Origin of the sequence: Enterobacter sp. BNK-8, assembly GCF_048685095.1 — a bacterium.
Lineage (GTDB): Bacteria > Pseudomonadota > Gammaproteobacteria > Enterobacterales > Enterobacteriaceae > Enterobacter > Enterobacter quasiroggenkampii.
In genome coordinates, this window is the sequence record NZ_JBLQTN010000001.1 from 4,221,755 (window position 1) to 4,247,831 (window position 26,077).

23 protein-coding genes, 4 tRNA genes and 1 pseudogene are annotated in these 26,077 nt (G+C 57.1%); 9 read left to right on the plus strand and 19 right to left on the minus strand.

Annotated elements, in window-relative coordinates:
- Positions 1–7: 7 nt before the first annotated feature.
- Positions 8–1,000 carry a lysophospholipase L2 gene (pldB, locus tag ACMGGU_RS20440; RefSeq protein WP_045417641.1) on the minus strand — a complete coding sequence of 331 codons (993 nt, stop codon included), beginning with the start codon at positions 998–1,000 and terminating at the stop codon, positions 8–10.
- Positions 1,001–1,109: 109 nt separating this feature from the next.
- On the opposite strand from pldB, the gene rhtB reads away from it, so the two are divergent.
- Positions 1,110–1,730, plus strand: coding sequence for a homoserine/homoserine lactone efflux protein (rhtB, locus tag ACMGGU_RS20445; RefSeq protein WP_008501533.1), 621 nt, complete (start codon positions 1,110–1,112; stop codon positions 1,728–1,730).
- Here rhtB and rhtC read toward each other — a convergent pair.
- The 3 genes from rhtC to pldA form a co-directional block, all read right to left on the minus strand.
- The gene (gene rhtC / locus ACMGGU_RS20450; RefSeq protein WP_010426287.1) at positions 1,727–2,347 is read right to left on the minus strand and encodes a threonine export protein RhtC; all 621 of its coding nucleotides are present in this window, start codon (positions 2,345–2,347) and stop codon (positions 1,727–1,729) included. The genes rhtB and rhtC overlap by 4 nt on opposite strands.
- A gap of 61 nt (positions 2,348–2,408) precedes the next feature.
- Complete coding sequence (gene recQ / locus ACMGGU_RS20455; protein ID WP_032644788.1) at positions 2,409–4,238, minus strand: ATP-dependent DNA helicase RecQ; 1,830 nt, start codon at positions 4,236–4,238, stop codon at positions 2,409–2,411.
- Positions 4,239–4,328: 90 nt separating this feature from the next.
- Positions 4,329–5,198, minus strand: coding sequence for a phospholipase A (gene pldA, locus ACMGGU_RS20460; protein WP_023615553.1), 870 nt, complete (start codon positions 5,196–5,198; stop codon positions 4,329–4,331).
- Between the two features lie 163 nt (positions 5,199–5,361).
- Here pldA and yigI point away from each other — a divergent pair, with 163 nt between their 5' ends.
- Both yigI and rarD read left to right on the plus strand, forming a co-directional pair.
- The gene (yigI, locus tag ACMGGU_RS20465; protein ID WP_008501538.1) at positions 5,362–5,829 is read left to right on the plus strand and encodes an acyl-CoA thioesterase YigI; all 468 of its coding nucleotides are present in this window, start codon (positions 5,362–5,364) and stop codon (positions 5,827–5,829) included.
- Positions 5,830–5,880: 51 nt separating this feature from the next.
- Positions 5,881–6,777 (plus strand): EamA family transporter RarD, encoded by an 897-nt coding sequence (gene rarD / locus ACMGGU_RS20470; protein ID WP_045909225.1) that lies wholly within the window; start codon positions 5,881–5,883, stop codon positions 6,775–6,777.
- Positions 6,778–6,861: 84 nt separating this feature from the next.
- Here rarD and corA read toward each other — a convergent pair whose 3' ends face one another.
- From corA to lptM, 8 genes and pseudogenes are all read right to left on the minus strand, one after another.
- On the minus strand, positions 6,862–7,812 hold the full coding sequence (gene corA, locus ACMGGU_RS20475) for a magnesium/cobalt transporter CorA (protein WP_008501540.1): 951 nt from the start codon (positions 7,810–7,812) through the stop codon (positions 6,862–6,864).
- A 150-nt stretch (positions 7,813–7,962) separates the two neighbouring features.
- The gene (gene ysgD / locus ACMGGU_RS20480; protein ID WP_212743980.1) at positions 7,963–8,019 is read right to left on the minus strand and encodes a YsgD/CorL family protein; all 57 of its coding nucleotides are present in this window, start codon (positions 8,017–8,019) and stop codon (positions 7,963–7,965) included.
- Between the two features lie 149 nt (positions 8,020–8,168).
- Positions 8,169–10,331, minus strand: coding sequence for a DNA helicase II (gene uvrD / locus ACMGGU_RS20485; RefSeq protein WP_021242849.1), 2,163 nt, complete (start codon positions 10,329–10,331; stop codon positions 8,169–8,171).
- 76 nt (positions 10,332–10,407) lie between these two features.
- Positions 10,408–11,124, minus strand: coding sequence for a 5-amino-6-(5-phospho-D-ribitylamino)uracil phosphatase YigB (gene yigB / locus ACMGGU_RS20490; protein ID WP_045909227.1), 717 nt, complete (start codon positions 11,122–11,124; stop codon positions 10,408–10,410).
- Entirely contained in the window at positions 11,124–12,026 is a 903-nt protein-coding gene (gene xerC, locus ACMGGU_RS20495) for a tyrosine recombinase XerC (RefSeq protein ID WP_024907983.1), read from the minus strand. The genes yigB and xerC overlap by 1 nt, the downstream gene beginning before the upstream one ends.
- Entirely contained in the window at positions 12,023–12,730 is a 708-nt protein-coding gene (locus ACMGGU_RS20500) for a DUF484 domain-containing protein (RefSeq protein WP_032646075.1), read from the minus strand. The genes xerC and ACMGGU_RS20500 overlap by 4 nt, the downstream gene beginning before the upstream one ends.
- Positions 12,727–13,550, minus strand: a pseudogene (dapF, locus tag ACMGGU_RS20505) (diaminopimelate epimerase). The gene ACMGGU_RS20500 and the pseudogene dapF overlap by 4 nt, the downstream one beginning before the upstream one ends.
- A 35-nt stretch (positions 13,551–13,585) precedes the next feature.
- Positions 13,586–13,789: an LPS translocon maturation chaperone LptM gene (gene lptM / locus ACMGGU_RS20510; RefSeq protein WP_032646076.1), complete on the minus strand. Its 204-nt coding sequence runs from the start codon at positions 13,787–13,789 to the stop codon at positions 13,586–13,588.
- A 135-nt stretch (positions 13,790–13,924) separates the two neighbouring features.
- Between lptM and cyaY the strand changes: the two genes are divergently transcribed.
- The gene (cyaY, locus tag ACMGGU_RS20515) at positions 13,925–14,245 is read left to right on the plus strand and encodes an iron donor protein CyaY (RefSeq protein WP_045909228.1); all 321 of its coding nucleotides are present in this window, start codon (positions 13,925–13,927) and stop codon (positions 14,243–14,245) included.
- 69 nt (positions 14,246–14,314) lie between these two features.
- Here cyaY and cyaA read toward each other — a convergent pair whose 3' ends face one another.
- Positions 14,315–16,858 (minus strand): class I adenylate cyclase, encoded by a 2,544-nt coding sequence (gene cyaA / locus ACMGGU_RS20520; protein ID WP_045909229.1) that lies wholly within the window; start codon positions 16,856–16,858, stop codon positions 14,315–14,317.
- A gap of 349 nt (positions 16,859–17,207) precedes the next feature.
- Between cyaA and hemC the strand changes: the two genes are divergently transcribed.
- The 5 genes from hemC to ACMGGU_RS20545 all read left to right on the plus strand — a co-directional run bounded on the left by hemC (position 17,208) and on the right by ACMGGU_RS20545 (position 22,688).
- Positions 17,208–18,149 (plus strand): hydroxymethylbilane synthase, encoded by a 942-nt coding sequence (gene hemC / locus ACMGGU_RS20525; protein WP_164712111.1) that lies wholly within the window; start codon positions 17,208–17,210, stop codon positions 18,147–18,149.
- Entirely contained in the window at positions 18,146–18,886 is a 741-nt protein-coding gene (gene hemD, locus ACMGGU_RS20530; RefSeq protein WP_048226899.1) for a uroporphyrinogen-III synthase, read from the plus strand. The genes hemC and hemD overlap by 4 nt, the downstream gene beginning before the upstream one ends.
- 20 nt (positions 18,887–18,906) lie before the next feature.
- A complete protein-coding gene (gene hemX / locus ACMGGU_RS20535) occupies positions 18,907–20,103 on the plus strand; it encodes a uroporphyrinogen-III C-methyltransferase (RefSeq protein WP_045417670.1) in 1,197 nt (398 codons plus the stop codon).
- A 2-nt stretch (positions 20,104–20,105) separates the two neighbouring features.
- Entirely contained in the window at positions 20,106–21,305 is a 1,200-nt protein-coding gene (gene hemY / locus ACMGGU_RS20540) for a protoheme IX biogenesis protein HemY (protein WP_008501551.1), read from the plus strand.
- Between the two features lie 171 nt (positions 21,306–21,476).
- Complete coding sequence (locus ACMGGU_RS20545; RefSeq protein WP_420300870.1) at positions 21,477–22,688, plus strand: MFS transporter; 1,212 nt, start codon at positions 21,477–21,479, stop codon at positions 22,686–22,688.
- A gap of 506 nt (positions 22,689–23,194) precedes the next feature.
- On the opposite strand, the gene ACMGGU_RS20550 is transcribed toward ACMGGU_RS20545, so the two are convergent.
- The 6 genes from ACMGGU_RS20550 to wecG form a co-directional block, all read right to left on the minus strand.
- A tRNA-Pro gene (locus tag ACMGGU_RS20550) sits at positions 23,195–23,271 on the minus strand.
- A 46-nt stretch (positions 23,272–23,317) separates the two neighbouring features.
- Positions 23,318–23,402, minus strand: a tRNA-Leu gene (locus tag ACMGGU_RS20555).
- A gap of 21 nt (positions 23,403–23,423) precedes the next feature.
- Positions 23,424–23,499 (minus strand) — tRNA-His (locus ACMGGU_RS20560).
- Between the two features lie 67 nt (positions 23,500–23,566).
- Positions 23,567–23,643: transfer RNA gene (locus tag ACMGGU_RS20565), tRNA-Arg, on the minus strand.
- Positions 23,644–23,745: 102 nt separating this feature from the next.
- A complete protein-coding gene (gene thrP, locus ACMGGU_RS20570) occupies positions 23,746–25,131 on the minus strand; it encodes a bifunctional threonine/serine APC transporter ThrP (protein WP_048030790.1) in 1,386 nt (461 codons plus the stop codon).
- A gap of 197 nt (positions 25,132–25,328) precedes the next feature.
- Positions 25,329–26,069, minus strand: coding sequence for a lipopolysaccharide N-acetylmannosaminouronosyltransferase (wecG, locus tag ACMGGU_RS20575; RefSeq protein WP_045909234.1), 741 nt, complete (start codon positions 26,067–26,069; stop codon positions 25,329–25,331).
- Positions 26,070–26,077: the final 8 nt, after the last annotated feature.

Genomic DNA, 26,077 nt, shown 5'->3' on the forward strand with positions numbered 1-26,077 from the left:
ACGATAATCAATTATGCCTGTTGAAAAATTCAACAATGGCGTTGAGCGCGACTGAGCGCATAGCGTCCTTTTCGAAAAGGATCTCATGGTAAGCGCCGTTGATGACCAGCGGTTTTCCCCCTTCGCAGGGGTGACCGGCGGCGGCGCGCAGTTCACAATAGCGGTCATGCATGCGGTTATCCACCACACGCTCTTCTTCCGCCTGGATCAGAAGCGTTGGCGTGTCATCATCGCCCACGCCTGCCAGCACCTGCTCACCGGCCAGAATACCTTCCCGCACCCAGTGCCAGGTCGGGCCGCCGACGCGTAAGCGTGGTTCATCGGCATAAAAGCGCAGGTTACGGCGATAACGCTGCCGACTGTGGGTTAAGACGTTGATGGCGAACGGCAGCGCGCGCCAGCGTCCGGTTCCGATGGCATAGCCTTCACGAATGCGCTGATGGCCCTCAGCCCAGTCAAGAAGATGGCGCACCATCCAGTCCGGGAAACGTATGACGATACCGTACATCGGCGCGGTCAGCGCAATCGCATCGCACTGGTGTTCATAACGCTGCAAAAACAGCGTCGATATCGCGCCCCCCATGGAGTGCGCAAGAATGTATCGCTTACGCCAGGGACCGGGCTGAACTTCCTGCTGCCAGAACGCGGCAAAATCGTCGACGTAATCGCTGAAGCGATCGACGTGCCCACGGTGCGTGTCCGGAAGCATGCGCCCGGACAGCCCCTGTCCACGGTGGTCGATGATCAGCACATCGAACCCCATATGGACCAGGTCGTAGGCCAGTTCGGCGTATTTAACGTAGCTTTCAATACGCCCCGGGCAGACCACGATGACCCGATCATTTTTTTCATTACGGAAACGAACGAAGCGCACCGGGATGCCCCCGACGCCCGTAAACGCATCTTCCTCACGCTGGCGCCAGAAATCGGTCAGCGGCCCCATGGAGAAAGCAGCAAATGCGTTTTCTCGTGTTTCCCAGTCCTTTTTCTGCTGAAACATCGGGTTTCTACTCACCTAAGCCAAGGAATATCGTTTTTTCGTAACCGGTCACAAAATGACTCAACAATAGCGTATTGTGGCATAAAAACAGACGTTTCGGGAGTTTCAAATGACCTTCGAGTGGTGGTTCGCTTACCTGCTGACATCCATCATCCTTAGCCTTTCACCGGGCTCGGGCGCCATTAACACCATGACCACCTCCATCAACCACGGCTATCGCGGTGCGGCGGCATCCATTGCCGGTTTGCAGACCGGGCTGGGCATTCATATCGTGCTGGTCGGGATTGGTCTGGGGACCCTGTTCTCCCGCTCCGTGCTGGCCTTTGAAGTGCTGAAATGGGCCGGGGCGGCGTATCTGATTTGGCTCGGCATCCAGCAGTGGCGCGCGGCAGGCTCCATCAACCTGAACACGCTCGCGCAGACGCAAAACCGCGGTCATCTGTTTAAGCGCGCGGTGTTCGTCAACCTGACCAACCCGAAAAGCATTGTGTTCCTCGCCGCGCTGTTCCCGCAGTTTATCGTGCCACATCAGCCCCAGGTGATGCAGTACGTGGTGCTGGGCGCGACCACCATTATTGTCGATATCATCGTAATGATTGGTTACGCGACGCTGGCGCAGCGGATTGCGGCGTGGATTAAAGGGCCTAAGCAGATGAAGGCCCTGAATAAAGTCTTTGGTTCGCTGTTCATGCTGGTTGGCGCGCTGCTTGCGTCAGCGCGTCATGCTTAGCGAGAAATAATAAGATGAATGCCGAAGCCGGCGAACAGCGCGCCGGCGAAGCCGTCAATCCACTTCGCGATACGCTGGTAGCCACGGCGCATCGCCGGTAAGGCAAACAGGCTGGCCACGATGGTAAACCAGGCAAAGGTTTCCACAACGATCAGCAGGAAGATACCCCAGCGTGCGCCCGCACCGACGCTATCACCCACAAACAGCGAGAACACGGAGCCGAAATAGATAATCGCTTTCGGGTTCGCCAGGTTGGTCAGCAGCCCTTTTACAAAGCTGCGGCCGCCCGTTGCCAGCTCTACCTTTGGCTCTTCCGGTTTTTTCTCTTCTTTCTTCAGCGCCCCGCGCAGCATCTGGTAGCCCATCCAGCACAGGTACAGCCCGCCGCCGACCATAATGATGTTATGCAGCCAGGCCATCTTCGCCAGGATCAGGTTCAGACCGAGCAGCGCAACGGCCGCCCAGACCATAACGCCCATGGTGATACCGAGCACGCCCATCATCGCCTCTTTGCGGGAGCGGCTGACGGCCGTTTGTGACACGAAGAAAAAGTCAGGTCCCGGGCTCATCAGCGCAACAATGTGCACTAACGCCACGGTGAGAAATAGCATCAACATAATTAACTCGCGGGGAAATAATTCAGTGAGTCATCATCCTGGCACTTTTTCGCCCGGCTGACTACTCCTCATCATCACCGTCGGCGTGAGAACGGATGAGCGCCATAAACTCTTTACCGAAGCGCTCCAGCTTGCGCGTGCCGACGCCGTTGACGCTGAGCATTTCGCTGGCGCTGAGCGGCATCTGCTCGGCCATCTCAATCAGGGTCGCGTCGTTGAACACCACGTAAGGCGGGATATTCTCTTCATCGGCGATGGCTTTACGCAGCTTGCGCAGTTTGGCGAACAGCTTGCGGTCGTAGTTGCCGCCGTACGATTTTTGCATCACCCGCGGCTTGAGGGCGACCACGCGCGGCACGGCGAGCTTCAGTTCAACGTCACCGCGCAGGACCGGACGCGCCGCTTCGGTCAGCTGTAGCGCGGAGTGCTGAGCAATGTTCTGTGTGGCAAAGCCGAGGTGGATCAGCTGACGAATAATGCTGACCCAGTGCTCGTGGCTCTGGTCCTTGCCAATACCGTAGACAGGCAGCTTGTCGTGGCCCATATCGCGGATACGCTGGTTGTTGGCACCGCGCAGCACCTCCACCACGTAGCCCATCCCGAAGCGCTGGTTCACGCGGTAAATGGTCGAGAGTGCCTTACGTGCGTCCATCAAACCATCGTACTGTTTCGGCGGATCCAGGCAGATATCGCAGTTACCGCACGGCTCCTGTCGCCCTTCGCCAAAGTAGTTGAGCAGCACCAGACGACGGCAGGTTTGCGCTTCGGCAAACGCGCCCATCGCGTTGAGCTTGTGGCGTTCGATATCCTGCAACTGCCCCTGCGGTTTTTCCTCCAGACAGCGGCGCAGCCACGCCATATCGGCCGGATCGTAAAACAGCATCGCTTCCGCAGGCAGGCCGTCACGCCCGGCGCGGCCAGTTTCCTGATAGTAGGATTCGATATTGCGCGGAATGTCGAAGTGCACCACAAAGCGCACGTTCGGCTTGTTGATGCCCATCCCGAACGCCACCGTCGCAACCACGATCTGCAGATCATCGCGCTGGAATTTCTCCTGCACGTCGGCGCGGATGTGGTTCTCTAACCCGGCGTGATAGGCGGCGGCGCTAAAGCCGCGGTTTTGCAGCCGCGCGGCGGTGTCTTCCACCTTCGCACGACTGTTGCAGTAGATGATGCCGGACTTGCCGCGCTGCTCCTGGACGTAGCGCAGGAGCTGATCCAGCGGCTTGAATTTTTCCATCAGCATGTAGCGGATGTTGGGGCGGTCGAAGCTGCTGACCTGAATATAGGGGTCGTTTAGCCCCAGCAGACGAACGATATCCAGACGGGTGGTGTCATCTGCCGTGGCGGTAAGCGCCATAAATGGCAGCTCGGGGAAGCGCTGACGCAGCTGGCCGAGGGCGGCGTATTCCGGGCGGAAATCGTGTCCCCACTGGGAAATACAGTGCGCTTCATCCACCGCCAGCAGGACCGGATTCCAGTGCGCGAGATGGTCGAGGAAGTTATCCAGCATCAGGCGTTCCGGCGCGATATACAGCAAACGGATCTGCCCGGTGCGGCACCCGGCCATCACCTCTTGCTGCTGCTCCCGGGTTTGGGTCGAGTTAAGGCAGGCCGCCGCCACGCCGTTGGCGAGCAGTTGGTCAACCTGGTCTTTCATTAGCGAAATAAGCGGGGATACCACGACCGTCAGGCCGTTAAGCACCAGCGCGGGCACCTGATAACAGAGGGATTTACCGCCGCCGGTCGGCATCACCACCAGGCAGTCACGGCCTTCCAGCACCGTTTCAATGATGGTTTCCTGACCAGGGCGGAACTGCTGGTAGCCAAAGGTTTCATGCAAAACCTGTTTAGCCAGCGACTCCTGATTCAATACTTCCGCCTGCGCCACATTAACCCCATATGCCTGAAATGAAACAGGCGCTATTTTCAGCGCCTGAGAGAGAAACTTCAACGTTTAACGCAAAAACATTCGAGCAACCTAGAGAATATCGTTCAGCATCACGCCCACGCCGACGCGGGTCTGGTTGAAGTTGTAATCGATAAGCGACTCGCCGTAGCCGCTGTAGACTTGCGTATAAAGGCGAACATGCTTGCTTACCGGATAGCTTAAGCCCACTTCCGCACCGCCGTAGCCGGTGTTCCAGTTGTACTGGCCTTTCGCACTCAGCACGGCATCACCTAGCTGGTAACCGACTTTAAGCTGGTAGTAGCCCATGTATTTGGTGATGTCCGGGTTGTCATCCGTGCTGCCGACCACATACCACGGCTTCACTTCCACCATCCAGTTACCGTTCTGCGCCATCAGGCGCGTATAGGCGCGGTTCCAGCTACGGGATGTCGGATCGGAACGGCCGTTAGAATCATGGTTAAAGCCCACTTCGACGTCGCGCAGCGTCCAGCCGGCAAATTCATAATCCGTTGCGAAGCCGAGGAACAGCTGCGGCTCATAGTTGGTTTCGCGGAACGGTGAGGATTCCCCGCTGTTAGAGAGCTGCCACCAGGACTTCTGCGTATAAGAGGCACCAAACACCGAGTTCGGCCCCAGAATGCCGCGCCAGAACGGGAAGGCGAGGCTGAGCTGGAACTTCACCTCATCTTTACGCGCATTATCAGACCAGTTATAGGAGCTTATCGCCTCTTTGTTGAGATCGCTGGTCTGGGTATAAATCACGTAGTTGGTGTCATACGGATAGAGCGTGAACGGATTGTCATGCTCCTGAAGAAGGTTCGCGATAATGCTACCGTGAACGGCAGGCTTATCGTGCACCTCTTTGATTGTCGCTTCCTGCGCATAGGCTGTGAGGGGCAGCGAAACCGCCGCCAGTAACCAGGCCAGATACGTCCGCATCGGTGGTGTTCTCCTGCAAAAGAGTAAAATTGATTGAATAGTTATGTGGCGAACATTCTACAGACTTCTGCGACAACTGCTGCATCCTCGTTTCTGAAAGTGGCATTCCTCGTTGCTGAGGCATAAAATCAACATTTCGTTAACAATAAGGATGTGATGCCTCATGTCAGCCATGCTTACCGCCGAAGAAGTGTTAAAACTCGTGGGCGAGATTTTTGTTTACCATATGCCGTTTAACCGCGCGCTGGGACTGGAGCTGGAGCGTTACGAGAAGGACTTTGCCCAACTGAGCTTCAACAACCAGCCGATGATGGTAGGGAACTGGGCGCAAAGTATTTTGCACGGCGGGGTGATTGCCTCCGCGCTGGACGTGGCGGCAGGTCTGGTCTGCGTGGGCAGTACGCTGACGCGCCATGACACCATTAACGAAGACGAGCTTCGCCAGCGTCTGGCGCGCATGGGCACCATTGATTTACGCGTCGACTATCTTCGTCCGGGGCGCGGAAATCGCTTTACCTGTACCAGCAGCCTGCTGCGCGCAGGGAATAAAGTCGCCGTGGCGCGCGTTGAGTTACACAACGAAGAACAGGTTTATATCGCCAGCGCAACCGCCACTTATATGGTGGGTTGAGGCGGGAAAATCGGGTAAAATTGATTCACTTTTTTGTAACGGATTTTCCCGATGGATGCTAAACAGACGCGGCAGGGCGTTTTACTCGCCCTTGCCGCTTATTTTATTTGGGGTATCGCCCCGGCGTACTTCAAGCTTATCGCCTACGTTCCGGCTGACGAGATCCTCACTCACCGCGTCATCTGGTCGTTCTTCTTTATGATTGCGCTGATGAGCCTCAGCCGTCAGTGGTCGGGCGTCAAAACGCTACTGCAGACCCCGAAGAAGATCTTCCTGCTGGCACTCTCTGCCGTGCTGATTGGTGGTAACTGGCTGCTGTTTATCTGGGCAGTGAATAACCATCACATGCTCGAGGCGAGCCTGGGATACTTTATTAACCCGCTGGTGAATATTGTGCTGGGGATGATTTTCCTCGGCGAACGCTTCCGTCGTATGCAGTGGTTAGCGGTGATTCTGGCCTTCTGCGGCGTGCTGGTGCAGCTGTGGACATTCGGCTCGCTGCCGATTATCGCCCTCGGTCTGGCGTTCAGCTTTGCCTTCTACGGCCTGGTTCGCAAGAAGATTGCGGTGGAAGCGCAGACGGGGATGCTGTTTGAAACCCTCTGGCTGCTGCCGGTGGCGGCGATTTATCTCTTCGGCATCGCCGACAGTCCAACCAGCCATATGGGCAGCAACCCGTGGTCGCTGAACCTGATGCTGATGGCGGCGGGCGTGGTAACTACCATCCCACTGCTGTGCTTCACCGGTGCAGCGACGCGCCTGCGTCTCTCCACTCTGGGCTTCTTCCAGTACATTGGCCCGACGCTGATGTTCCTGCTGGCAGTGGTGTTCTACGGCGAAGTGCCGGGGGCAGATAAGATGGTGACGTTCGCCTTTATCTGGGTAGCGCTGGCGATTTTCGTTGCGGATGCGATTTATACCCAACGCAGAGTGCGTAAAGGGCTGTAGTGCCTTTTTGCCGGATGGCGGCTGCGCCTTATCCGGCCTACAGGATCTGTAGGCCCGGTAAGCGTAGCGCCACCGGGCGGATTCTTAAAGCCAGTTACGACGCTTAAAGTACAGATACGGCGCCAGGCCCGCGAGGATCATAAAGATAATCGCCCCCGGGTAACCAAAGCTCCACTTCAGCTCCGGCATAAACTCGAAGTTCATCCCGTAGCTGGAGGCCACCAGCGTCGGCGGCAGGAACACCACGGACACCACCGAGAAGATCTTGATGATGCGGTTCTGCTCGATGTTGATAAAGCCCATCGCCGCCTGCATCAGGAAGTTGACCTTCTGGAACAGAGATTCGTTGTGCGGCAGCAGGGACTCGATATCTCGTAAGATCTCACGCGCCTGCTCCAGCTGACCGCCCGGCAGACGCGCCTTGCGCACCAGGAAGTTCAGCGCGCGCTGGGTATCCATCAGACACAAACGCACCTTCCAGCCGATATCTTCCAGCTCTGCCAGCGTGGACAACGCTTCGTCATATTCGTCGCCCTGATGGCCTTCCATGATCACCCGGCTCAGCTTTTCCAGATCGCTGTAGATGTTTTCAATTTCATCCGCCAGCTGTTCAATTTTGGTCTCGAACAGATCGAGCAGCAGTTCGTACGCGTTGCCGTCTACCATCGCCTGGCTGCGGGCGCGCATGCGGTAGAGACGGAATGCCGGCAGCTCACGTTCGCGCAGGGTAAACAGACGACCGTCGCGAATGGTAAACGCCACGGTGGAGTTACCCGCGTGGTCTTCGGCATCTTCAAAGAAGAAGAAGGAGTGAATGTGCAGACCGTCTTCGTCTTCAAAAAAACGCGCGGATGCTTCGATGTCTTCCAGTTCCGGGCGCGTTGCCAGGCTTTGCCCTAGCTCAGATTGTACGCGAAGGCGCTCATCGTCGTCCGGCTCGACCAGATCCACCCATACGGCATCAATGAGGGGCTGTGACTCTTCGGCTTCAAGCCGAGTCAGTCGGTTATTTTCGAGTTGAAATGCGCTCAACATGACCGGGACTCCCAATGCAAAAAATATCGGACAGTTCGGTGGGCACACAGAAACAAATTGGGTTTCAGACCATTAAACAGCCTGACTCAGCGCGACGGGAATAGAGCAGTCGCTGACAACCACTAAGGCCATCAGCAAGAGGAGATAGCCTTAGGAGTTGTTCCTGGATGACAGGGAATTGAGCCAGTATCTACTGGGTGTGTCCAAGGCGAATGTCCTCTTAGCGTAATCGTGCGCGCATGTTACGCCAGCTATAACTGTGGCGTCAACACGCAACGGAACGCTGAAGGGCATTAATTGACCTTCACTGTATAAGGCTAGCAGATTATTGCAAAATAATGATATTTTTCTGAATGTTAGACTGTTTCCAGCTTCGCGTAGGCCGCCACCAGCCATTTGATCCCCTGCCCCTGGAACGCCACCTGCAGGCGGCTGTGCTCGCCGCTGCCTTCCAGATTCACAATGGTACCTTCGCCAAACTTCGAATGGCGCACGCGCTGGCCCAGCTTGTAGCCGGTGTCGGTTTCCGCAATCGGCGAGCCCATGCGCTGATGGCTGACCGGGCGGCTGATGCTCGCCCGCAGACGTACCTCCTCCACGCACTCTTCCGGCAGTTCACCGATAAAGCGCGACGGACGGTGATAGACCTCTTTACCGTACAGACGGCGGGTTTCGGCGTAGGTCAGCGTTAGCTTTTGCATCGCACGCGTCACACCCACGTAGGCCAGACGACGCTCCTCTTCCAGACGCCCGCCCTCATCCAGCGACATCTGGCTCGGGAACATCCCTTCTTCCATGCCAACGATGAACACCTGCGGAAACTCCAGACCTTTGGCGGAGTGCAGGGTCATGAGCTGAACCGCATCCTGCCAGGTGTCCGCCTGCCCTTCCCCCGCTTCCAGCGCGGCGTGAGAGAGGAACGCCTGCAGCGGCATCAGATCTTCGTCTTCTTCGTTGTAGCTGAACTGGCGCGTTGCCGTGACCAGCTCCTCTAAGTTCTCGATTCGGGTCTGGCCCTTCTCGCCTTTTTCCTGCTCGTACATGGTGCGCAGGCCCGAGTCTTTAATCACCCGGTCGGTCTGCACGTGCAGCGGCATGTCGGCGGTTTCCTGCGCCAGGGCGTCAATCAGCTCAAGGAAGCGCTGCAGGGCGCTGGCTGCGCGTCCGGCAAGGGCCTTTTCCTGCAGCAGCTCGCGGCACGCCTGCCACAGCGTCAGCTGGCGGTCGCGCGAGGCCTGACGCACCACGTCCAGCGTACGGTCGCCAATCCCGCGGGTTGGGGTGTTCACCACGCGTTCAAACGCCGCGTCGTCGTTACGGTTGGCAATCAGACGCAGATACGAGAGCGCATCTTTGATTTCCTGGCGTTCGAAGAAGCGCATGCCGCCGTAAATGCGGTACGGCATGCCCACCTGCAGCAGCGCCTCTTCCAGCACGCGCGACTGGGCGTTGCTGCGATAGAGAATGGCGCACTGCTCCAGCGCGCCGCCGTTGTCCTGCCAGGTTTTGATGCGGTTGACCACGAAGCGCGCTTCGTCGAGTTCGTTAAACGCGCAGTAAATCGAAATCGGTTCGCCGTCGACGCCGTCGGTCCACAGCTTTTTACCCAGACGCCCGTTGTTGTTCTCAATCAGGGCGTTGGCCGCGCTCAGAATGTTGCTGGTTGAGCGGTAGTTCTGCTCCAGACGGATAGTTTCCGCGCCGGGGAAATCGTTGAGGAAGCGCTGGATGTTCTCCACCTGCGCCCCGCGCCAGCCGTAGATCGACTGGTCATCATCGCCCACGATCATTACCTTGCCGGTATCACCGGCCAGCAGGCGGATCCACGCGTACTGGATGTTGTTGGTATCCTGGAATTCGTCCACCAGGATATTGGTGAAGCGTTCACGGTAGTGCTGCAGGATGTGCGGCTTGTTGAGCCACAGCTCGTGGGCGCGCAGCAGCAGCTCGGCAAAATCCACCAGGCCGGCGCGATCGCACGCTTCCTGATAGGCCTTGTAGACGTTCTGCCAGGTCTGCTCGACCGGGTTGCCGAAGCTCTGAATGTGATGCGGGCGCAGCCCTTCGTCTTTCTGGCCGTTGATGTACCACATCGCCTGACGCGGCGGCCACTGCTTCTCATCGAGGTTCATCGCCTTGATCAGGCGCTTCAGCAGACGGAGCTGGTCTTCGCTGTCGAGGATCTGGAAATCCTGCGGCAGGTTGGCGTCCATGTGGTGCGCACGCAGCAGGCGGTGCGCCAGACCGTGGAAGGTACCGACCCACATGCCGCCCTGGCTGGTGCCCATCAGCTGCGCGATGCGGTGGCGCATCTCCGCCGCCGCCTTGTTGGTGAACGTGACCGCCATAATGGAGTACGGCGAGCAGTTTTCCACGCTCTGCAGCCAGGCGATACGGTGAACCAGCACGCGCGTCTTACCACTGCCCGCTCCAGCCAGCACCAGCAGGTTGGTGCGCGAGGCGGCAACCGCGTCACGCTGTTTGTCATTAAGGCTGTCGAGCAGGTAAGAAACGTCCATTGGCACCGTCACGTCATGTCGGGCAGGCGAAGCGCATTCGCCAAAACCCTGTTAATTTATACAGAACAATTGATGATTATATCAGCGTCGTGAGGGATGCCAACCGCGAAATTTCCACGTGCGGCAGAAGACGGCTATCGGAGGCGATCATCAAGTCAGCGTTTTCCGGCTTGATCCAGCAGGCCTGCATGCCGCAGCGGATAGCGCCCGCCACGTCTGTGGTCAGGTCATCCCCCACGTGCAGGATCTCACCCAGCGGCAGGTTAAGCTTATCTGCCGCCAGATGGTACATGTCACTGAACGGCTTCGCGCGCCCGTGAGGACCCGCACGCAGCACGAATTCAAAGTAATCGCTCAGGCCAAACAGCTCCGGCTGGGCATTGCCGTTGGTGATGGCCACCAGTGGCCACTTTTCGGCAAGCTTCGCCAGCGTGTCGTGGGTTTCCTGCGGCACGTCGATACGGCTGCGCCATTTGGCGAAGTTTTCCATGGCCGCTTCTGCCCCAATGGCGGCATCCTGCGCACTCAGGCCCACATTCAGCATCGCCTGCTCAACCGCGCGACGACGCCATTCGGTCACGTCGTGGTAAATGTCCGGCTCGGTCTCCCGCAGGGACTGGCGCAGCTTCTGGAAATCCTTGTTCTGTATCGCCTTCAGCGCGGGATGGTAGTTCTGCACAAACGCCAGAGACTCCTGCTCGGTACGCAGGATCACCTCGCGGTTGTCATAAAGAGTGTCATCAAGGTCAAACGTCAGGGCTGAGATCTGACCGAGTGGGCGGTAAAAACGCATTATTTCCCCCGTTTGGCGCGTGGATGCGCCGCGTCATACACCGAGGCAAGGTGTTGGAAGTCTAAGTGGGTATAAATTTGTGTGGTCGACAGGTTCGCATGGCCAAGCAGTTCCTGCACGCCGCGCAGATCGCCGCTCGACTCAAGCATATGTGTTGCAAAGGAGTGGCGCAGCTTGTGCGGATGCACGTGGCTGTTTAAACCCTGCTTAATGCCCCACTCCGCAAAGCGCTTCTGCACGTTACGCGCCGAGATCCGCTTGCCGAGTTTCGACAGGAACAGCGCATCTTCGTCGGAGCCAAACAGCCCGCGCAGGTCAAGCCAGTGCTCAATCCAGGAGACCGCATTGCGGCCAATCGGCAGGCGGCGCTCTTTGCTGCCCTTACCCATTACCCACACTTCGCCCGATTCCAGATCGAGATGCTTGAGATCAAGGTTGACGAGTTCAGACAGACGCAGCCCGGCACCGTACATCACCTCCAGCATCGCGCGGTCGCGCACGGCCAGCGGATCGTTCAGATCGATATCCAGCAGGCGGTTTACGTCGTCAACGTCAATATTTTTAGGCAGATGGCGCGGCGCCTTCGGCGTGGCGATCCCTTTTGCCGGGTTGGCTTTTAAGCCTCCCTGGCTGACCAGCCAGTCGAAGAAGCTGCGCAGCGCTGAGAGCCTGAGCGCCAGGCTCGCCGGGCTGAGGTTTTTTTTACGGCTACGCACAACAAACCCGCGTACCGTCGCAGCATCACATTGTTGCCAGCTTTTCAGGCCGATTTCGTCGGCGATCTGCATGATGGCATCAAGCTGACGCTGATAGTTAAGCAGCGTAATGGGGCTAAGCTGACGCTCCACGCCGAGATAGCGCAGAAAGCGCGAGACGTCAGTGGCGAGCAGTCCGTCCGTCATACGCGCTCAATCCAGCGCTCCAGCAGCTCAGGCAGCATCAGGGCGATCTCCTGCAGCAGGTGCGTGGCTTGCCCCTGCTCATAGTGATGCGCGTCGCGGCTGGTAAATAAGATGACGCCCAGATCGCCATCGCGCCCCATCAGCGACATCGCCACCGATCCAATCGCTTTGGCCTCTGGCAACACCACCAGCAGCTCAGGCCCGTTAAGCGGCCCCAGATAGTGGTGTTCATGGCCCAGACGCTGTATGCGCAGCGGTTCAAACGCCTGACGGCTCAGTGCCAGATGGGTAAATCCCGACGGCGCGCCGATACGCCAGCGGTCAGGGAAAAGACGAATCGTTGCGCCCGCCAGCCCCAGCTCGCGCGCCCAGCGGTGGAAGCGGCTGAGGAACTCGTCAAGGCTGTGCGCCGACGCCAGACGCGCCTGCAGATGCAGCAGACGATAGAACAGGCTTTCGTTGGTGCTGGCCTGCTCCATCAGCAGCGTCATGTTCTCTTCGAGCTGGTTGATGTGGTTGCGCGCGCGCGCCATGTGCCATTCCACCAGCGACACGGTCCCGCGAACCGGATGCGGCACGCGCATCTCTTCGACGACGCGTGCATTGCGAATAAAAAACTCAGGATTGCGCAGCAGATAATCAACAACAGCTCTGTCGTCCAGTTCCGTCACTGTTTCCTGCAGTTCTTCCCCTGGTTGTTTCATAGATGGATAAACCCGTCATAGACATGTGCCGCCGGGCCAGTCATATACAGTGGATGACCCGGTCCTTTCCAGGCGATATCAAGCCGACCGCCCGGTAATTCCACGCGAACCTCTTCTGCCAGTAACCCCTGGGAGATGCCCACGGCCACTGCCGCACAGGCTCCGCTTCCGCAGGCCTGAGTTTCGCCCGCGCCGCGCTCATAAACCCGCAGACGAATGTGCTCGCGCTTCACTACCTGCATAAAACCGATGTTCGCGCGCTCCGGGAAACGTTCGTGGCTTTCCAGCACCGGGCCGAGCGTTTCGACCGCCGCGGTTTCCACATCATCAACCTGAATCACGCAGTGTGGGTTACCCATTGAGACGACGCCGCACAATACTGTCTGCTCGGCCGCCCGCATAATATAGGTCTTTTCCGCTTTGTTTGCGCGAAACGGTACGACGGAGGGCTCGAAGTTAGGTTCGCCCATGTTCACGCGCACCAGCTCATCATCGGTGACGCTGAGCACCATGCGACCATTGGCCGTGCTGACGCGAATATCACGTTTGTTGGTCAGCCCTTTCAGACGGACAAAGCGGGCGAAACAGCGCGCGCCGTTGCCGCACTGGTTAACTTCGCTGCCGTCTGCGTTAAAAATACGGTAGTGGAAATCGAGGTCGGGATCGTACGGCGGCTCAACCACCAGCAGCTGATCGAACCCCACGCCCAGATGCCGATCCGCCAGACGACGGATCAGTTCCGGGAGAAAAACACATTCTGCGTTACCGCGTCGACGACCATAAAATCGTTGCCAAGGCCATGCATTTTAGAGAACTGCATCATTTGCTCCATTGCGCGGGTACAGAACGTTGTCGTCAGAGATTAACCTGAGTCGGGCCGCCGTTGTCGCCACGGTCGTTAGTGTTTGGCGTGGAAGACTCAATGCCGCTGTTAACCGGTTTCGTCGGCGGCGGTGCGGTTTTATCCGCAGGCGGAAAGTACAGTGGTCCCTTCAGTCCGCAGCCAGTCAGGCTAAACAGCGTGATGAGAACGGCAAGCGTTCGGAAAGCGTTTTTCATTATAAAGTTGCCCGTAAGTTCAAATCTGTTTCTATCATCGCAGGAGAAGACACAAAAGCAAGAGTTTGCCGCTTTCCTGCAACGGGAATTATTTAGGGTTATACTGCCGGCATCACGAAAAACAGGAACAAAACCATGAACGACAGTGAATTCCATCGCCTTGCCGACAACCTGTGGATGACCATCGAAGAGCGTATTGACGACTGGGACGGCGACAGCGATATCGATTGTGAAATCAACGGCGGTATTCTGACCCTGAGCTTCGAAAATGGCAGCAAAATTATTATTAACCGCCAGGAGCCGCTTCACCAGGTCTGGCTGGCCGCTAAACAGGGCGGCTATCATTTCGATCTGAAAGACGGGGAATGGGTTTGCGACCGCAGCGGCGTGCCGTTCTGGGATCTGCTGGAACAGGCCGCGACTGCACAGGCGGGTGAGGCGGTGAGTTTCAGGTAGTTTTGTCGCCCGGCAACAGCGACTCGAACCGTAGGCCGGGTAAGCGTAAGCGCCACCCGGCGAAAAGGCTCAGGAGAAATACTGCTGCAACAGCGGCGCGGTGTCCTGATTCGCAGGTGCGGCAGGCGTGACGGCCTGGGTGCGGAACGGAATCACCTGCGTACGACCGTCGACGTTCACAATCTGGTAGAACTGCGGCAGGTTAAAGTTGATAAAGCTTGAGCCGTAGGTAAAGCGGTCATGCGAAGAGGAGTAGAAGCGGCTGACGTCGCGCACCAGCTCCTCTTTACTGCCTTCACAGTGGTGATACACCTCGGCGCGGTTGGTCTCATCCAGAATGTAGATGTTAAACCCGGCGTTATCACCCGACTCCTCAAAGAAGAACTGAATAATCCCTTCACTGGCAAAGCCGTCCACCACCTGCGGAAGCTTAACGTGGTTGGTTTCCACCTGCACCGACAGGCCATGCAGCTTGTTATGCGAAATCGCGCCGTAGAATTCGATGGCGTTTTCCAGCTTCTGTACCGACACGTTGAGGCGTTCAAAGAACAGGCCCCAGGTCTGGCCGGAGACGCGCAGCGCCTTAAAGCGCCCGGTTTCCTGACGGGTACTGGAGAGACGCAGTTCGATACATTCCGAGACCAGCTGCTGCACGCGGGTACGAATCAATCCACGCAGGTGCTGGCTGTAGCAGAACACTTCCACGCTGTCCGGCGGCGCGGCATCCTGGTGCATCTTGCCGAGAATGGTTTTCAGCGCCTCGATCATCGCCTGCTCGCCGTTGAAGTGCAGGGTACGCACTTCGTTCCACGAGTTGCGGTAGAGCAGGTCCACGCTGCCGACCAGGCAGTTTTGCTGCTCGCCAAAGCTAAAGACGTCCAGCTTGCGGAAGTCAAAATGGACCACCTGATTGCGGAAGGCCGCGGTCGGGTCATATTCCAGGTTGACGATGATCGCCAGATGGCGAATCTCGCACGGGCTGTAGAGCGCTTTTGGCGTCGGCGCAGGCAAGCGCAGCGGGAAGTGGTGCGACACATCCGCGACCATCTCCTGCAGCTTAGCGAGATCGACCACCTCGTTGCCTTTGATAAACAGGCGCGTGCGCGAGGTTAGCAGGCCGTTAAACCAGGCCCAGGCCACCAGCTTGTTCAGATAGCGGTTATATTCCAGCGGCTGATGGCTGATGATGGAATCCATGCTTGGCGCACGGTTATACAGATACCACCCGGTGCGGTTCGCGCGGCCCGGCGGCACGTAGATAAAGGTCAGGTTCGGTTCTGACAGGTCAGGCGAAATCTGCGGGTTAACCAGCGTGACTTTACCCGGCAGCGCTTCAAACGCGGCGTACAGCTTACGGGTCAATACCCCGATATCCTGCGGACTGGCGGAAACGCTGAGGTTGTTACGGCGCGCAAAGCGGATCAGGTTACGGTAGCTTTGCATCATTGCATCGAGCAGTTCGTTGTGCGCTTCACGCACCTGATCGATTTTCCAGTTGGCCCGGTTGTCGAGCATGGACAGACGCGCTTCGTCCCATCCCCACTCTTTGACTAACTGACTGACCACTTCACGACGCCAGCCCACGCAGGCGCGCTCGCGGCTCAACTTCTCACAGACTTTGAGATAGAAACATCGACGCACCAGGTCAAGACGCGTAGTGTCATCAATGGCTTTCAGGTATTCGGTCACGCGCTCCAGCATCATGCAGTAGGCGTCGAGCCCGAAGGAGACGATTTCCCCGTCGTGCAGTCGCTGCTTGATGTCTTTCGCCAGCAGGCGCGGCGTCGGGTATTCCCAGGAATAGGCTTCAAGCAGCAGCGTTTTGAGCACCGCTTTGTACGGCGAGTCGATACTCTTATAGAGCTGCCAGAGGCTTGCGCCGAAGTACTCTTCCGCAGACAGAGAGCTGAGACCGCCGAGGTCCAGCCATTCGTTTGGCGTCAGTACGCCCTGCGCGTAAAGCGACATGACGTAATCGTCGTAATGCTCTTCCTCTTCACACGGGACCATATTCCACAGAATACGCTTCCCGGCCAGACGCACAGCAGTACGGTAGAATTCATCCAGCAACAGGATGTGCTGGGTCGAGCCGCAGTCCTCACCACCCAGACTGCCGCTTTCGTTATGGCGGAAACGGTTTTCATCAATCAGGAAGAAGCTAACTTCCACACCGAGCGATGCCGCCCAGCTCTCCAGCAGGCTGCATTTACGCTGCAGCAGCTGACGCTCTTCGTTATCGAGCCAGGACTGATGGCAGACCCAGATGTCCAGGTCCGAAGAACAGCTTTGCCCTACCGATGAGGTGCTCCCCATTGAGTAAACACCGGTAATCGGCAGTTCACCTTTTGGGGACTCCTGCGGCGGCATGCCACGGTAGAGTTCCAGCTCGTTCAAATAATGCTGTTGGGTTTCATCAGGCGTGAAAAGGCAAATGCCCTGGGGAACGTTACCATCAAGGTAGCCAGGCATCAGCGGGTGGTGATAGTGCAATAATGTCGGCAGCAGACTGTATACCTGCTGGAAAGCAGGGCCCATAGCAGCAAGCGCGCGATCCACACGCAGTTGATTTATGGCATCCAGTCTCTGTTTCAGAGTCTCAATATAGAGGTACAAGACGTATCGCCTGATGTTTCCGGGTGTCGCAGCTATTCAAAACACGAGTAACAGCGGACCCGCAGTATTTCAAAAAGATAACCGTTACCCTTTTTCGCCCTTATCATTTTTGGTGGTACCGACGAAAAAATGGTCTAAAACGTGATCAATTTAACACCTTGCCGATTGACCGTAAAGAAAGATGCGCTACATACAAGTGTAGCACCGTTCTGTACGTGTAAATTCCTGAATACGGCTATGGCTGACGAATACGCCGCCTTGTCCCTCTCACGCTTCATCAACCGTAAAACTGCCATCCCAGAGTCAACAATGTTAGGATGGTTAGCGATTGATAATGACGGTAACAAGCATGTTAGACAATGTTTTGAGAATTGCCACACGCCAAAGCCCTCTCGCGCTCTGGCAGGCACATTATGTGAAGCAGCGCCTGGAAGCCTGCCACAGCGGATTGCGCGTCGAGCTGGTGCCGATGGTCACGCGCGGTGACGTGATCCTCGATACGCCGCTGGCGAAAGTGGGCGGCAAAGGCCTGTTCGTCAAAGAACTGGAACTGGCATTGCTTGAGAACCGCGCCGATATCGCCGTACATTCGATGAAAGACGTGCCCGTCGAGTTCCCGGAGGGGCTGGGGCTGGTGACCATCTGCGAGCGCGAAGATCCGCGCGATGCGTTTGTCTCTAACCGCTATGACTCGCTCGACGCGCTGCCAGCGGGTAGCGTGGTTGGCACGTCCAGTTTACGCCGTCAGTGTCAGCTGGCGGAGCGTCGTCCCGATCTGATCATTCGCTCGCTGCGCGGTAACGTCGGCACGCGTCTGGGCAAGCTGGATAACGGCGATTACGATGCCATTATTCTCGCCGTTGCCGGCCTGAAGCGTCTGGGGCTGGAGGAACGTATTCGCGTGGCGCTGCCGCCAGAGCTGTCGCTGCCGGCTGTTGGTCAGGGTGCTGTCGGCATCGAGTGCCGTCTGGACGATGCACGTACCCGCGCGCTGCTTGCTCCACTGAATCATGACGAAACCGCTACCCGCGTAAAAGCGGAGCGGGCGATGAATACCCGCCTCGAAGGCGGGTGCCAGGTTCCGATTGGCAGCTATGCTGAATTGACGAATGGCGAACTGTGGCTGCGCGCGCTGGTAGGCGCCCCGGACGGTTCGCAGATGGTACGCGGCGAACGTCGCGGAAAAGCGCAAGATGCCGAGCAGCTTGGCGTGTCGCTGGCGGAAGAATTGCTGGATAACGGCGCCCGCGAGATTCTGGCTGACGTTTACAATGGAGAACCCCCTGCATGAGTATTCTCGTCACCCGCCCTTCTCCCGCAGGAGAGCAGTTAGTGAGCCGTCTGCGCACACTGGGGCAGGTGGCCTGGAGTTTTCCGCTCATTGAATTCTCCCCCGGTCGCGAGCTCTCTGCGCTCGCCGACCAGATGAATACCCTTCAGGACGGTGACCTGCTGTTTGCGCTGTCGCAGCATGCCGTGGAATTTGCCCACGCACAGCTGCAGCAGCAGGGACAGGCCTGGCCAACCGCCCCCCGCTATTTCGCGATTGGCCGTACAACGGCACTGGCACTGCATACCGTGAGCAGCGCGGACGTTCGTTACCCGTTAGATCGGGAAATCAGTGAAGTATTGCTACAATTACCTGAATTACAAACTGTTGCCGGCAAGCGTGCGCTCATTTTGCGCGGCAATGGGGGCCGCGAGCTGCTGGGCGAAACGCTGCGTGAACGTGGTGCGAACGTGACGTTCGTTGAGTGCTATCAGCGCTGTGCAAAACACTACGACGGTGCGGAAGAGGCGATGCGCTGGCACGCGCGAGGCATCAATACGCTGGTGGTCACCAGCGGTGAAATGTTACAACAGCTTTGGACGCTGATACCGCTTTGGTATCGCGAAAACTGGTTACTCCGCTGTCGGCTTCTGGTCGTCAGTGAGCGTCTGGCGAACCAGGCCCGGGAACTGGGCTGGCAGGATATTCGGATCGCTGATAACGCCGACAACGATGCGCTGCTGCGCGCATTACAATAACTCTCAAATGGGAAGCCATAATGACGGAACACGACAAATCCTCCGCCGTGGTTGAAGAGACCAGGGAGACTGTGGAGACGACGCCACAGCCAGAGACGACTGAGAAAACCGCTGAGAAGAAAAACGGCAGCAACAAAACAAGCCTCACGCTGAGCGCGATTGCCATCGCCATTGCGCTGGCAGCGGGGGTTGGCCTGTACGGGCTGGTGAAGCAACAGAGCGCTAACCAGACGTCTACCAGCGACGCGCTGGTGAATCAGCTCACTGCCCTGCAAAAAGAGCAGGAGACGCAGAAAACCGAGCTGGAAGCCGTGATTAAGCAGCAGGCCGCGGCGCTCGCCGAAGCGAACAGCAAACAGGAAGAGCTGACCAAACAGCTGGGTGAAGTACAGCAGAAAGTCGCCACCATTTCCGGTACCGATGCCAAAACCTGGCTGCTCTCGCAGGCTGACTTCCTGGTGAAGCTCGCCGGACGTAAGCTCTGGAGCGATCAGGACGTCACCACCGCTGCCGCGCTGTTGAAAAGCGCTGATGCAAGCCTGGCGGACATGAACGACCCAAGCCTTATTACCGCCCGTCGCGCGATTACCGAAGACATCGCCAGCCTCTCCGCCGTCTCGCAGGTGGATTACGACGGCATTATCCTTAAAGTGAATCAGCTGTCGAATCAGATTGATAACCTGCAGCTGGCGGATAATAACGACGACGACTCCCCGATGGATTCCGACGGTACCGAGCTTTCGAGCTCCCTGAGCGAATGGCGCATTAACCTGCAAAAAAGCTGGCAGAACTTTATGGACAGCTTTATTACTGTCCGCCGTCGCGACGAAACTGCCGTACCGCTGCTCGCACCGAACCAGGACATCTATCTGCGCGAGAACATTCGTTCCCGCCTGCTGGTCGCTGCCCAGGCCGTGCCGCGTCATCAGGAAGAGACCTACAAACAGGCGCTGGATAACGTCTCAACGTGGGTACGCGCCTACTACAACACCGATGATGCGACGACCACCGCCTTCCTCGAAGACATTGATAAGCTCAGCCAGCAGAACATCACCATGAACGTGCCGGATAAGCTGGCCAGCCAGCCGATTCTGGAGAAACTGATGCAGACGCGCGTACGTAACCTGCTGGCACAGCCGGGCGTACCGGCAGAGCAGACGAGCGGAGCAGCACCTGCTCCGGCTCCTGCGCCTGAAAGCGCACCGCAGGGAGAGTAATGATGCTAAAAGTCCTCTTACTCTTCATCCTGCTGATCGCCGGGATCGTCCTGGGGCCTATGCTTGCGGGTCATCAGGGTTACGTCCTGATCCAGACCGATAACTACAACATTGAAACCAGCGTAACGGGTCTGACGATCATTCTGATCCTCGGCGTGGTGGTGCTGTTTGCGATCGAGTGGATCCTGCGCCGTATTTTCCGTACCGGCGCCCATACCCGCGGCTGGTTCGTTGGCCGTAAGCGCCGCCGCGCCCGTAAACAGACCGAGCAGGCGCTGCTTAAGCTCGCAGAGGGTGACTATCAGCAGGTTGAAAAGCTGATGTCGAAAAACGCCGACCACGCCGAACAGCCGGTGGTGAACTATCTGCTGGCGGCCGAAGCAGCGCAGCAGCGCGGTGACGAAGCCCGCGCTAATCAGCACCTGGAGCGAGCGGCTGAGCTGGCTCACGGCGACCCGATTCCGGTGGAAATCACGCGCGTTCGTCTGCAGCTGGCACGTAATGAGAATCACGCGGCTCGCCACGGTATCGACCGTCTGCTGGAAGTCGCGCCGCGTCATCCGGAAGTGCTGCGTCTTGCCGAGCAGGCCTATATTCGTACCGGCGCCTGGGGCTCACTGCTGGACATCATTCCATCGATGGCGAAGGCCGAGGTGGGCGACGATGAACATCGTGACGAGCTTCAGCGTCTGGCGTGGATTGGCCTGATGGATCAGGCGCGCGCTGACCTGGGCAGCGACGGTCTGAAAACCTGGTGGAAGAATCAGAGCCGTAAAACGCGCCAGCAGGTTCCTCTGCAGGTGGCGATGGCGGAACATCTCATCGAGTGTGACGATCACGACACGGCTCAGGAGATCCTCCTCGACGGTCTGAAGCGCCAGTACGACGATCGCCTGGTGATGGTGATTCCGCGCCTGAAAACCAACAATCCTGAGCAAATCGAAAAAGTGCTGCGTCAGCAGATTAAAACCGTTGGCGATCGCCCGCTGCTGTGGAGCACGCTCGGCCAGTCGTTGATGAAGCACGGCGAATGGCAGGAGGCGAGCCTCGCCTTCCGCGCCGCGCTCAAGCAGCGTCCGGATGCCTTCGACTACGCATGGCTTGCCGATACGCTGGACAAGCAGCATAAGCCGGAAGAGGCGGCCGCCATGCGCCGTGATGGGCTATTACTGACGCTGCAAAATAACGGTACGCAGCAGTAATTCATCAGGAGGCCAGATGGCCTCCTTTTTTTATCGCTTTTCTCCTGCTACATTCTTTACACCCGCATCTGCAAACGAACCCGCCAATGTAACGATGTCTTTTCATTAACTTTTTTCACACACGCGCACTTGCTGCGGCGTGGACTAAATCGTTTTTGAAAGGAAATCGTCATGAACTCGCTTTTATATGCGCTTATTGAAGCGCTGCGCTGCCACCGCTGGCTGCGCCTGCTTGCCTGTGCTTTTATCTTTTCTTCGCTGGGGAATGGCTTAACCCAGGTTGTGGTCTTCGGCTTGCTGTTAGCGTGGTCAGCTCCGCCCGCTCTGCTCACCCTTGCTTTTCTTTTCGCGACGGTACCGGGATTTATCGGCAGTACGATCGGCGAAAAGCTATGCTCACGCTGGTCTCCGATATCCCTGCTGATACTGACCGAAGGGCTGGGCCTGCTCGCCCTGCTCTTTCCCCTGCTTGGTGTGGGTTATCACAGCGTTGCCGCATTACTCGCCGTACAATCCACCGAGGCGCTGCTCAGCGGGATGAGCTGGCCCGCGCTGACGTTGCTCTTTAAGCGCGGACTTAGCGAAGCAGAGCTGCCTGCTGCGACCTGTCTGGAAAATGTGATTTTTGCTTCGCAGGTATTGTTAGGGACTGGCCTGGGCGTGGTGCTGTTCCAGAAGACGTCCGTGTTTACCCTGCTGGCCATTGATGCCGCCAGCTTTCTCGGGTCACTGCTCATGCTATGGCTGGCTGGACGCCGGTTTTCTGCGCCATCACTCCCGTCCTCCGGGGAAGAGGAAGCCTCTGCGGCATTACGCTGGCGGACGTTGACCGTTCGGCAGAAACGCAGTCTGCTCCTGCTGCCGTCGCTGGCGGCCGTCGGCTCACCGGCTATGGCGCTGCTTCCGGCGCTGGCACAGCAAATCCATCCTCAGGATGCGGCGGGCCTTGCTCTGCCGCTGCTTTTCGCAAGAAGCATGGGCCAGCTTTGCGGTCCCATGCTGCTAAAGAAAGAGAGCCTGACGCGTTTTGCCGCTCATACGCCGCGCATCATCGTTTGTCTCGGCATCTTTCTGGCCGCTTACGGAACGCTACCGTTGTTGTCCGGATGGATGGCATGTGCACTGGGGGCGATTTTTATCGCACATCTGGCCTCGAATATTCTCTTCGCAGCCGGGACGTTTGGGGTACTCAGTAGTTTTCATCTCACGCAAACCGCTTCAGCCAGTGGGAAAGCCTGGCGCTGGCAAACGCTCAGCGCCTCTCTTTTCACCGGCATCGCTGCGGCAGTGGCTGCCGGGTTTGGCTCAGTAACGGCACTCTATGCCGTCTCGTCAGCAGCCCTGGTGATGGTTGCCCTGATCGTGCGCCGGTATCGGGAATAAGGCATAAAAAAACGCCTGCTATAAAAGCAGGCGTTAAAACAGGTCTGTAAGACAACATATTTGGTGCTTCACTCAACGTTATGTCCATGGTGTCTGATGAGGCCGAAGCGACATCTGTCAGTGGACGATAAGCACCGTAAATGGCTCTGCGTCATTCCGGAGTTTATGAGGCACGAAGGCGAACATAAGAGATGGAATGAGCATCTACACGCATATTATTGCACGTAACGTGCCAGGTTCGCACCCAAAACGTTTACATGACGCAACATTTTAAGATAAAAGGAAATTATGCTGTTAAGCGCCGTCTTAAGCCCCACAATGTATCGGTAAGGACAGAATTCTGTCGCCAGGAGGAGACAGCAAAATGGAAGTATGAGTAATTCTTTTATTTTCAATGGATTGTATGTCGCTGAATCGCGACAATGAAACCGGACGCTGTCGGGGAATCACTACAGGGATGAAGAATGGCAGAAAACAAAAAACCCCGCCGAAGCGGGGTTCAAAATTGGTCGGCGAGAGAGGATTCGAACCTCCGACCCACTGGTCCCAAACCAGTTGCGCTACCAAGCTGCGCTACTCGCCGATGTACTGCTTTTTTGAATTTTTAGTTCAATTCATTTAAAAAGTCGTGGTGCGAGGGGGGGACTCGAACCCCCACATCCTAAGGACACTAACACCTGAAGCTAGCGCGTCTACCAATTCCGCCACCTTCGCAATTCACAACTCTTTCAATAATGGGGTGGCTAATGGGATTCGAACCCACGACAACTGGAATCACAATCCAGGGCTCTACCAACTGAGCTATAGCCACCACTGTATTCTTTCACGCGGTACTGACTACTTCTCAGACCACCGCAGCTCTAGCGCCGGGACTAAAATGGCGCGCCCGACAGGATTCGAACCTGAGACCTCTGCCTCCGGAGGGCAGCGCTCTATCCAGCTGAGCTACGGGCGCTTAGCGCCGTTGCGGGGCTGGATATTACGTACCTCCGTCCCCGCTGTCTAGTGCTTTTTTGAAAAAAATGCGCGTTTGGTTATGGTTTGCACATTTTGCCGCTTATTCCTCCACTTTCTGCGTGGTGGCACGGCGACCCAGGCCAAAAAGCTTATAGGCAGCCGTCACGGCGGCCAGGAAGATCACCCCGACAAACAGCGACATGCGGGTATCTTCATTAAAGTACATTCCGATTAATACGCAAATCAGGAACGCCATCGTCAAATAGTTCGCATAGGGGAACAGAATTGAACGGAACGGATGGCTTTCAATCGCCTTTTTATGCGCATGACGGAAACGCAGCTGGCTGATGAGAATAACAAACCACGGCACCATGCCCGGCAGGACGCTGGCGCTGTAGACGTAAACGAACACCCGCTGCGGATTAGGAATGATGTAATTCAGGCAAGACCCAATCAGCAGGATTGCAATGGAGACCGCCACGCCCGCCACCGGCACCCCGGCACGTGAAACTTTACTCATTGCCGCAGGCAGCTGGTTATTCTTCGAGAGCGCATAGAGCATACGCCCACAGCTGTACATCCCGCTGTTACAGCCTGACAACGCGGCCGTCAGGACCACAAAGTTGATGATACCCGCCGCCGCCGTGATACCAATTTTGGCGAAGGTTAAAACAAACGGGCTGCCCGTCGAGCCTATTTCGTTCCACGGGAAGATGGTCACGATAACGAAGATGGCGCCCACATAGAAAATCAGGATGCGCCACAGCACTTTGCCCACCGCGCTACGCAGCGTGACCTGTGGATTTTTCGCTTCACCGGCGGTAATACCGATCAGCTCTACGCCCTGGTACGACGCTACAACGATACACAACGCCGTCAGGAAGCCCTTCCAGCCGCCGGCAAAGAAGCCGCCGTTTTCGGTCAGGTTACCAAAGCCGATAGCATGTCCACCGTTGCCAAGGCCGAAGAAAATTACGCCCAGGCCGACGACAATCATCACGATGATGGTGGTGACTTTGATCATCGCAAACCAGAACTCGATCTCACCGTAAAGACGCACGGCGGCCAGGTTTGCCAGCGCCACCAGCCCCACGGCAATGAGTGCGGGTATCCACTGAGCCATATCCGGGAACCAGAACTGGACGTAGACCCCTATCGCGGTGATCTCGGAGATGCCCACCGCCATCCACATAAACCAGTATGACCAGGCCGTCAGGTAGCCGAAGAACGGGCTCATATAACGATGCGCGTAAACGGCGAAAGAGCCGGTTACCGGCTCCAGGAAGAGCATTTCGCCCATGGAACGCATGATGAAGAAAACAAACAGCCCGGCGATAATGTACGCCAGTAATACGGAAGGGCCTGCCCACTTGAGCGTGCTTGCGGAGCCCATAAACAGGCCCACGCCGATAGTGCCGCCCAGCGCTATCAGTTCAATATGACGAGCTTCCAGCCCACGCTGCAGCTCCGGTTTTTTCTCTGCCATAGATCCTCGATTGTGTTTGCTGTTTCCCGGCTTAAGACCGGGTATTGTTTTTTAGGGGGACTAAAATACGGAGCGAATGGTTTCTTAAAATCTGCCAAATGGCAAACGATGCATTAAAAAAATGAATGCATTGCACAGATTATCAGCAGTTTTGCAGGCGAGTTGCAGCGCGAATAGCATATCGCGCTACATTTTGATTACATTTTTCCGGTGTAATGCCAGACGAGATAGCGAAGCAGACGGATCTGTCGTTTAATGCGTGTCGGTTGCGAAAGCAGACGATACAACCACTCCAGCCCAAGATATTGCCAGACCGTTGGCGCACGCTTAACGTGGCCGGTAAAGACGTCGTACGTGCCGCCGACGCCCATGTAGAGGGCATCCGGGCAGACCAGGCGGCAGTCACGCATCAAAATCTCCTGGCGCGGGGACCCCATCGCCACGGTGACAATCTTTGCCCCGCTGTCACGAACGCGCTCAAACAGCGTCTGCCGATCTTCCGGTTTGAAGTAACCATCCTGGCTGCCGACAATATTAACATTCCATTGACGACGCAGTTTCTCCTCCGTCTGGGCCAGTATCTCCTGCTTCCCGCCAATCAGGAACACGGGCGTACCCTGCGCGCCTGCGCGGGCCATAAGCTGCTCCCAGAGATCGGCCCCCGCGACGCGGGAAACATTAGCGTCAGGATACTTTTTACGGATAGAGCGAACCACGCTGATCCCGTCCGCGTATTTAAATTCGGCCGCTTCAATCAGGCTTTTGACTTCCGCGTTATCCTCAACCGCCAGCATTTTTTCCGCGTTGATGGCCACCAGCGTACCGGATTTCATCTGGCCGTCGGCGAACAGAAAGTCCAGCGCGTGCTGCATGTCGCGCCAGCCAATAAGCTGCAGGCCACGTAGCGCATAGCGCGGTGCAGAAATTCTATCAGTCATTACTATCC

Excerpts from the sequence above, each read along its gene's own strand:
- thrP (WP_048030790.1), bottom strand. The coding sequence starts at position 25,131 with ATGGCAGAGAAAAAACCGGAGCTGCAGCGTGGGCTGGAAGCTCGTCAT.
- lptM (WP_032646076.1), bottom strand. The coding sequence starts at position 13,789 with ATGAAAAACGCTTTCCGAACGCTTGCCGTTCTCATCACGCTGTTTAGC.
- yigI (WP_008501538.1), top strand. The coding sequence starts at position 5,362 with ATGTCAGCCATGCTTACCGCCGAAGAAGTGTTAAAACTCGTGGGCGAG.
- uvrD (WP_021242849.1), bottom strand. The coding sequence starts at position 10,331 with ATGGACGTTTCTTACCTGCTCGACAGCCTTAATGACAAACAGCGTGAC.
- ACMGGU_RS20545 (WP_420300870.1), top strand. The coding sequence starts at position 21,477 with ATGAACTCGCTTTTATATGCGCTTATTGAAGCGCTGCGCTGCCACCGC.
- cyaY (WP_045909228.1), top strand. The coding sequence starts at position 13,925 with ATGAACGACAGTGAATTCCATCGCCTTGCCGACAACCTGTGGATGACC.
- pldB (WP_045417641.1), bottom strand. The coding sequence starts at position 1,000 with ATGTTTCAGCAGAAAAAGGACTGGGAAACACGAGAAAACGCATTTGCT.
- ACMGGU_RS20500 (WP_032646075.1), bottom strand. The coding sequence starts at position 12,730 with ATGAAACAACCAGGGGAAGAACTGCAGGAAACAGTGACGGAACTGGAC.
- hemY (WP_008501551.1), top strand. The coding sequence starts at position 20,106 with ATGCTAAAAGTCCTCTTACTCTTCATCCTGCTGATCGCCGGGATCGTC.
- corA (WP_008501540.1), bottom strand. The coding sequence starts at position 7,812 with ATGTTGAGCGCATTTCAACTCGAAAATAACCGACTGACTCGGCTTGAA.
- rarD (WP_045909225.1), top strand. The coding sequence starts at position 5,881 with ATGGATGCTAAACAGACGCGGCAGGGCGTTTTACTCGCCCTTGCCGCT.
- hemD (WP_048226899.1), top strand. The coding sequence starts at position 18,146 with ATGAGTATTCTCGTCACCCGCCCTTCTCCCGCAGGAGAGCAGTTAGTG.
- rhtC (WP_010426287.1), bottom strand. The coding sequence starts at position 2,347 with ATGTTGATGCTATTTCTCACCGTGGCGTTAGTGCACATTGTTGCGCTG.
- xerC (WP_024907983.1), bottom strand. The coding sequence starts at position 12,026 with ATGACGGACGGACTGCTCGCCACTGACGTCTCGCGCTTTCTGCGCTAT.
- wecG (WP_045909234.1), bottom strand. The coding sequence starts at position 26,069 with ATGACTGATAGAATTTCTGCACCGCGCTATGCGCTACGTGGCCTGCAG.
- yigB (WP_045909227.1), bottom strand. The coding sequence starts at position 11,124 with ATGCGTTTTTACCGCCCACTCGGTCAGATCTCAGCCCTGACGTTTGAC.
- pldA (WP_023615553.1), bottom strand. The coding sequence starts at position 5,198 with ATGCGGACGTATCTGGCCTGGTTACTGGCGGCGGTTTCGCTGCCCCTC.
- hemX (WP_045417670.1), top strand. The coding sequence starts at position 18,907 with ATGACGGAACACGACAAATCCTCCGCCGTGGTTGAAGAGACCAGGGAG.
- hemC (WP_164712111.1), top strand. The coding sequence starts at position 17,208 with ATGTTAGACAATGTTTTGAGAATTGCCACACGCCAAAGCCCTCTCGCG.
- rhtB (WP_008501533.1), top strand. The coding sequence starts at position 1,110 with ATGACCTTCGAGTGGTGGTTCGCTTACCTGCTGACATCCATCATCCTT.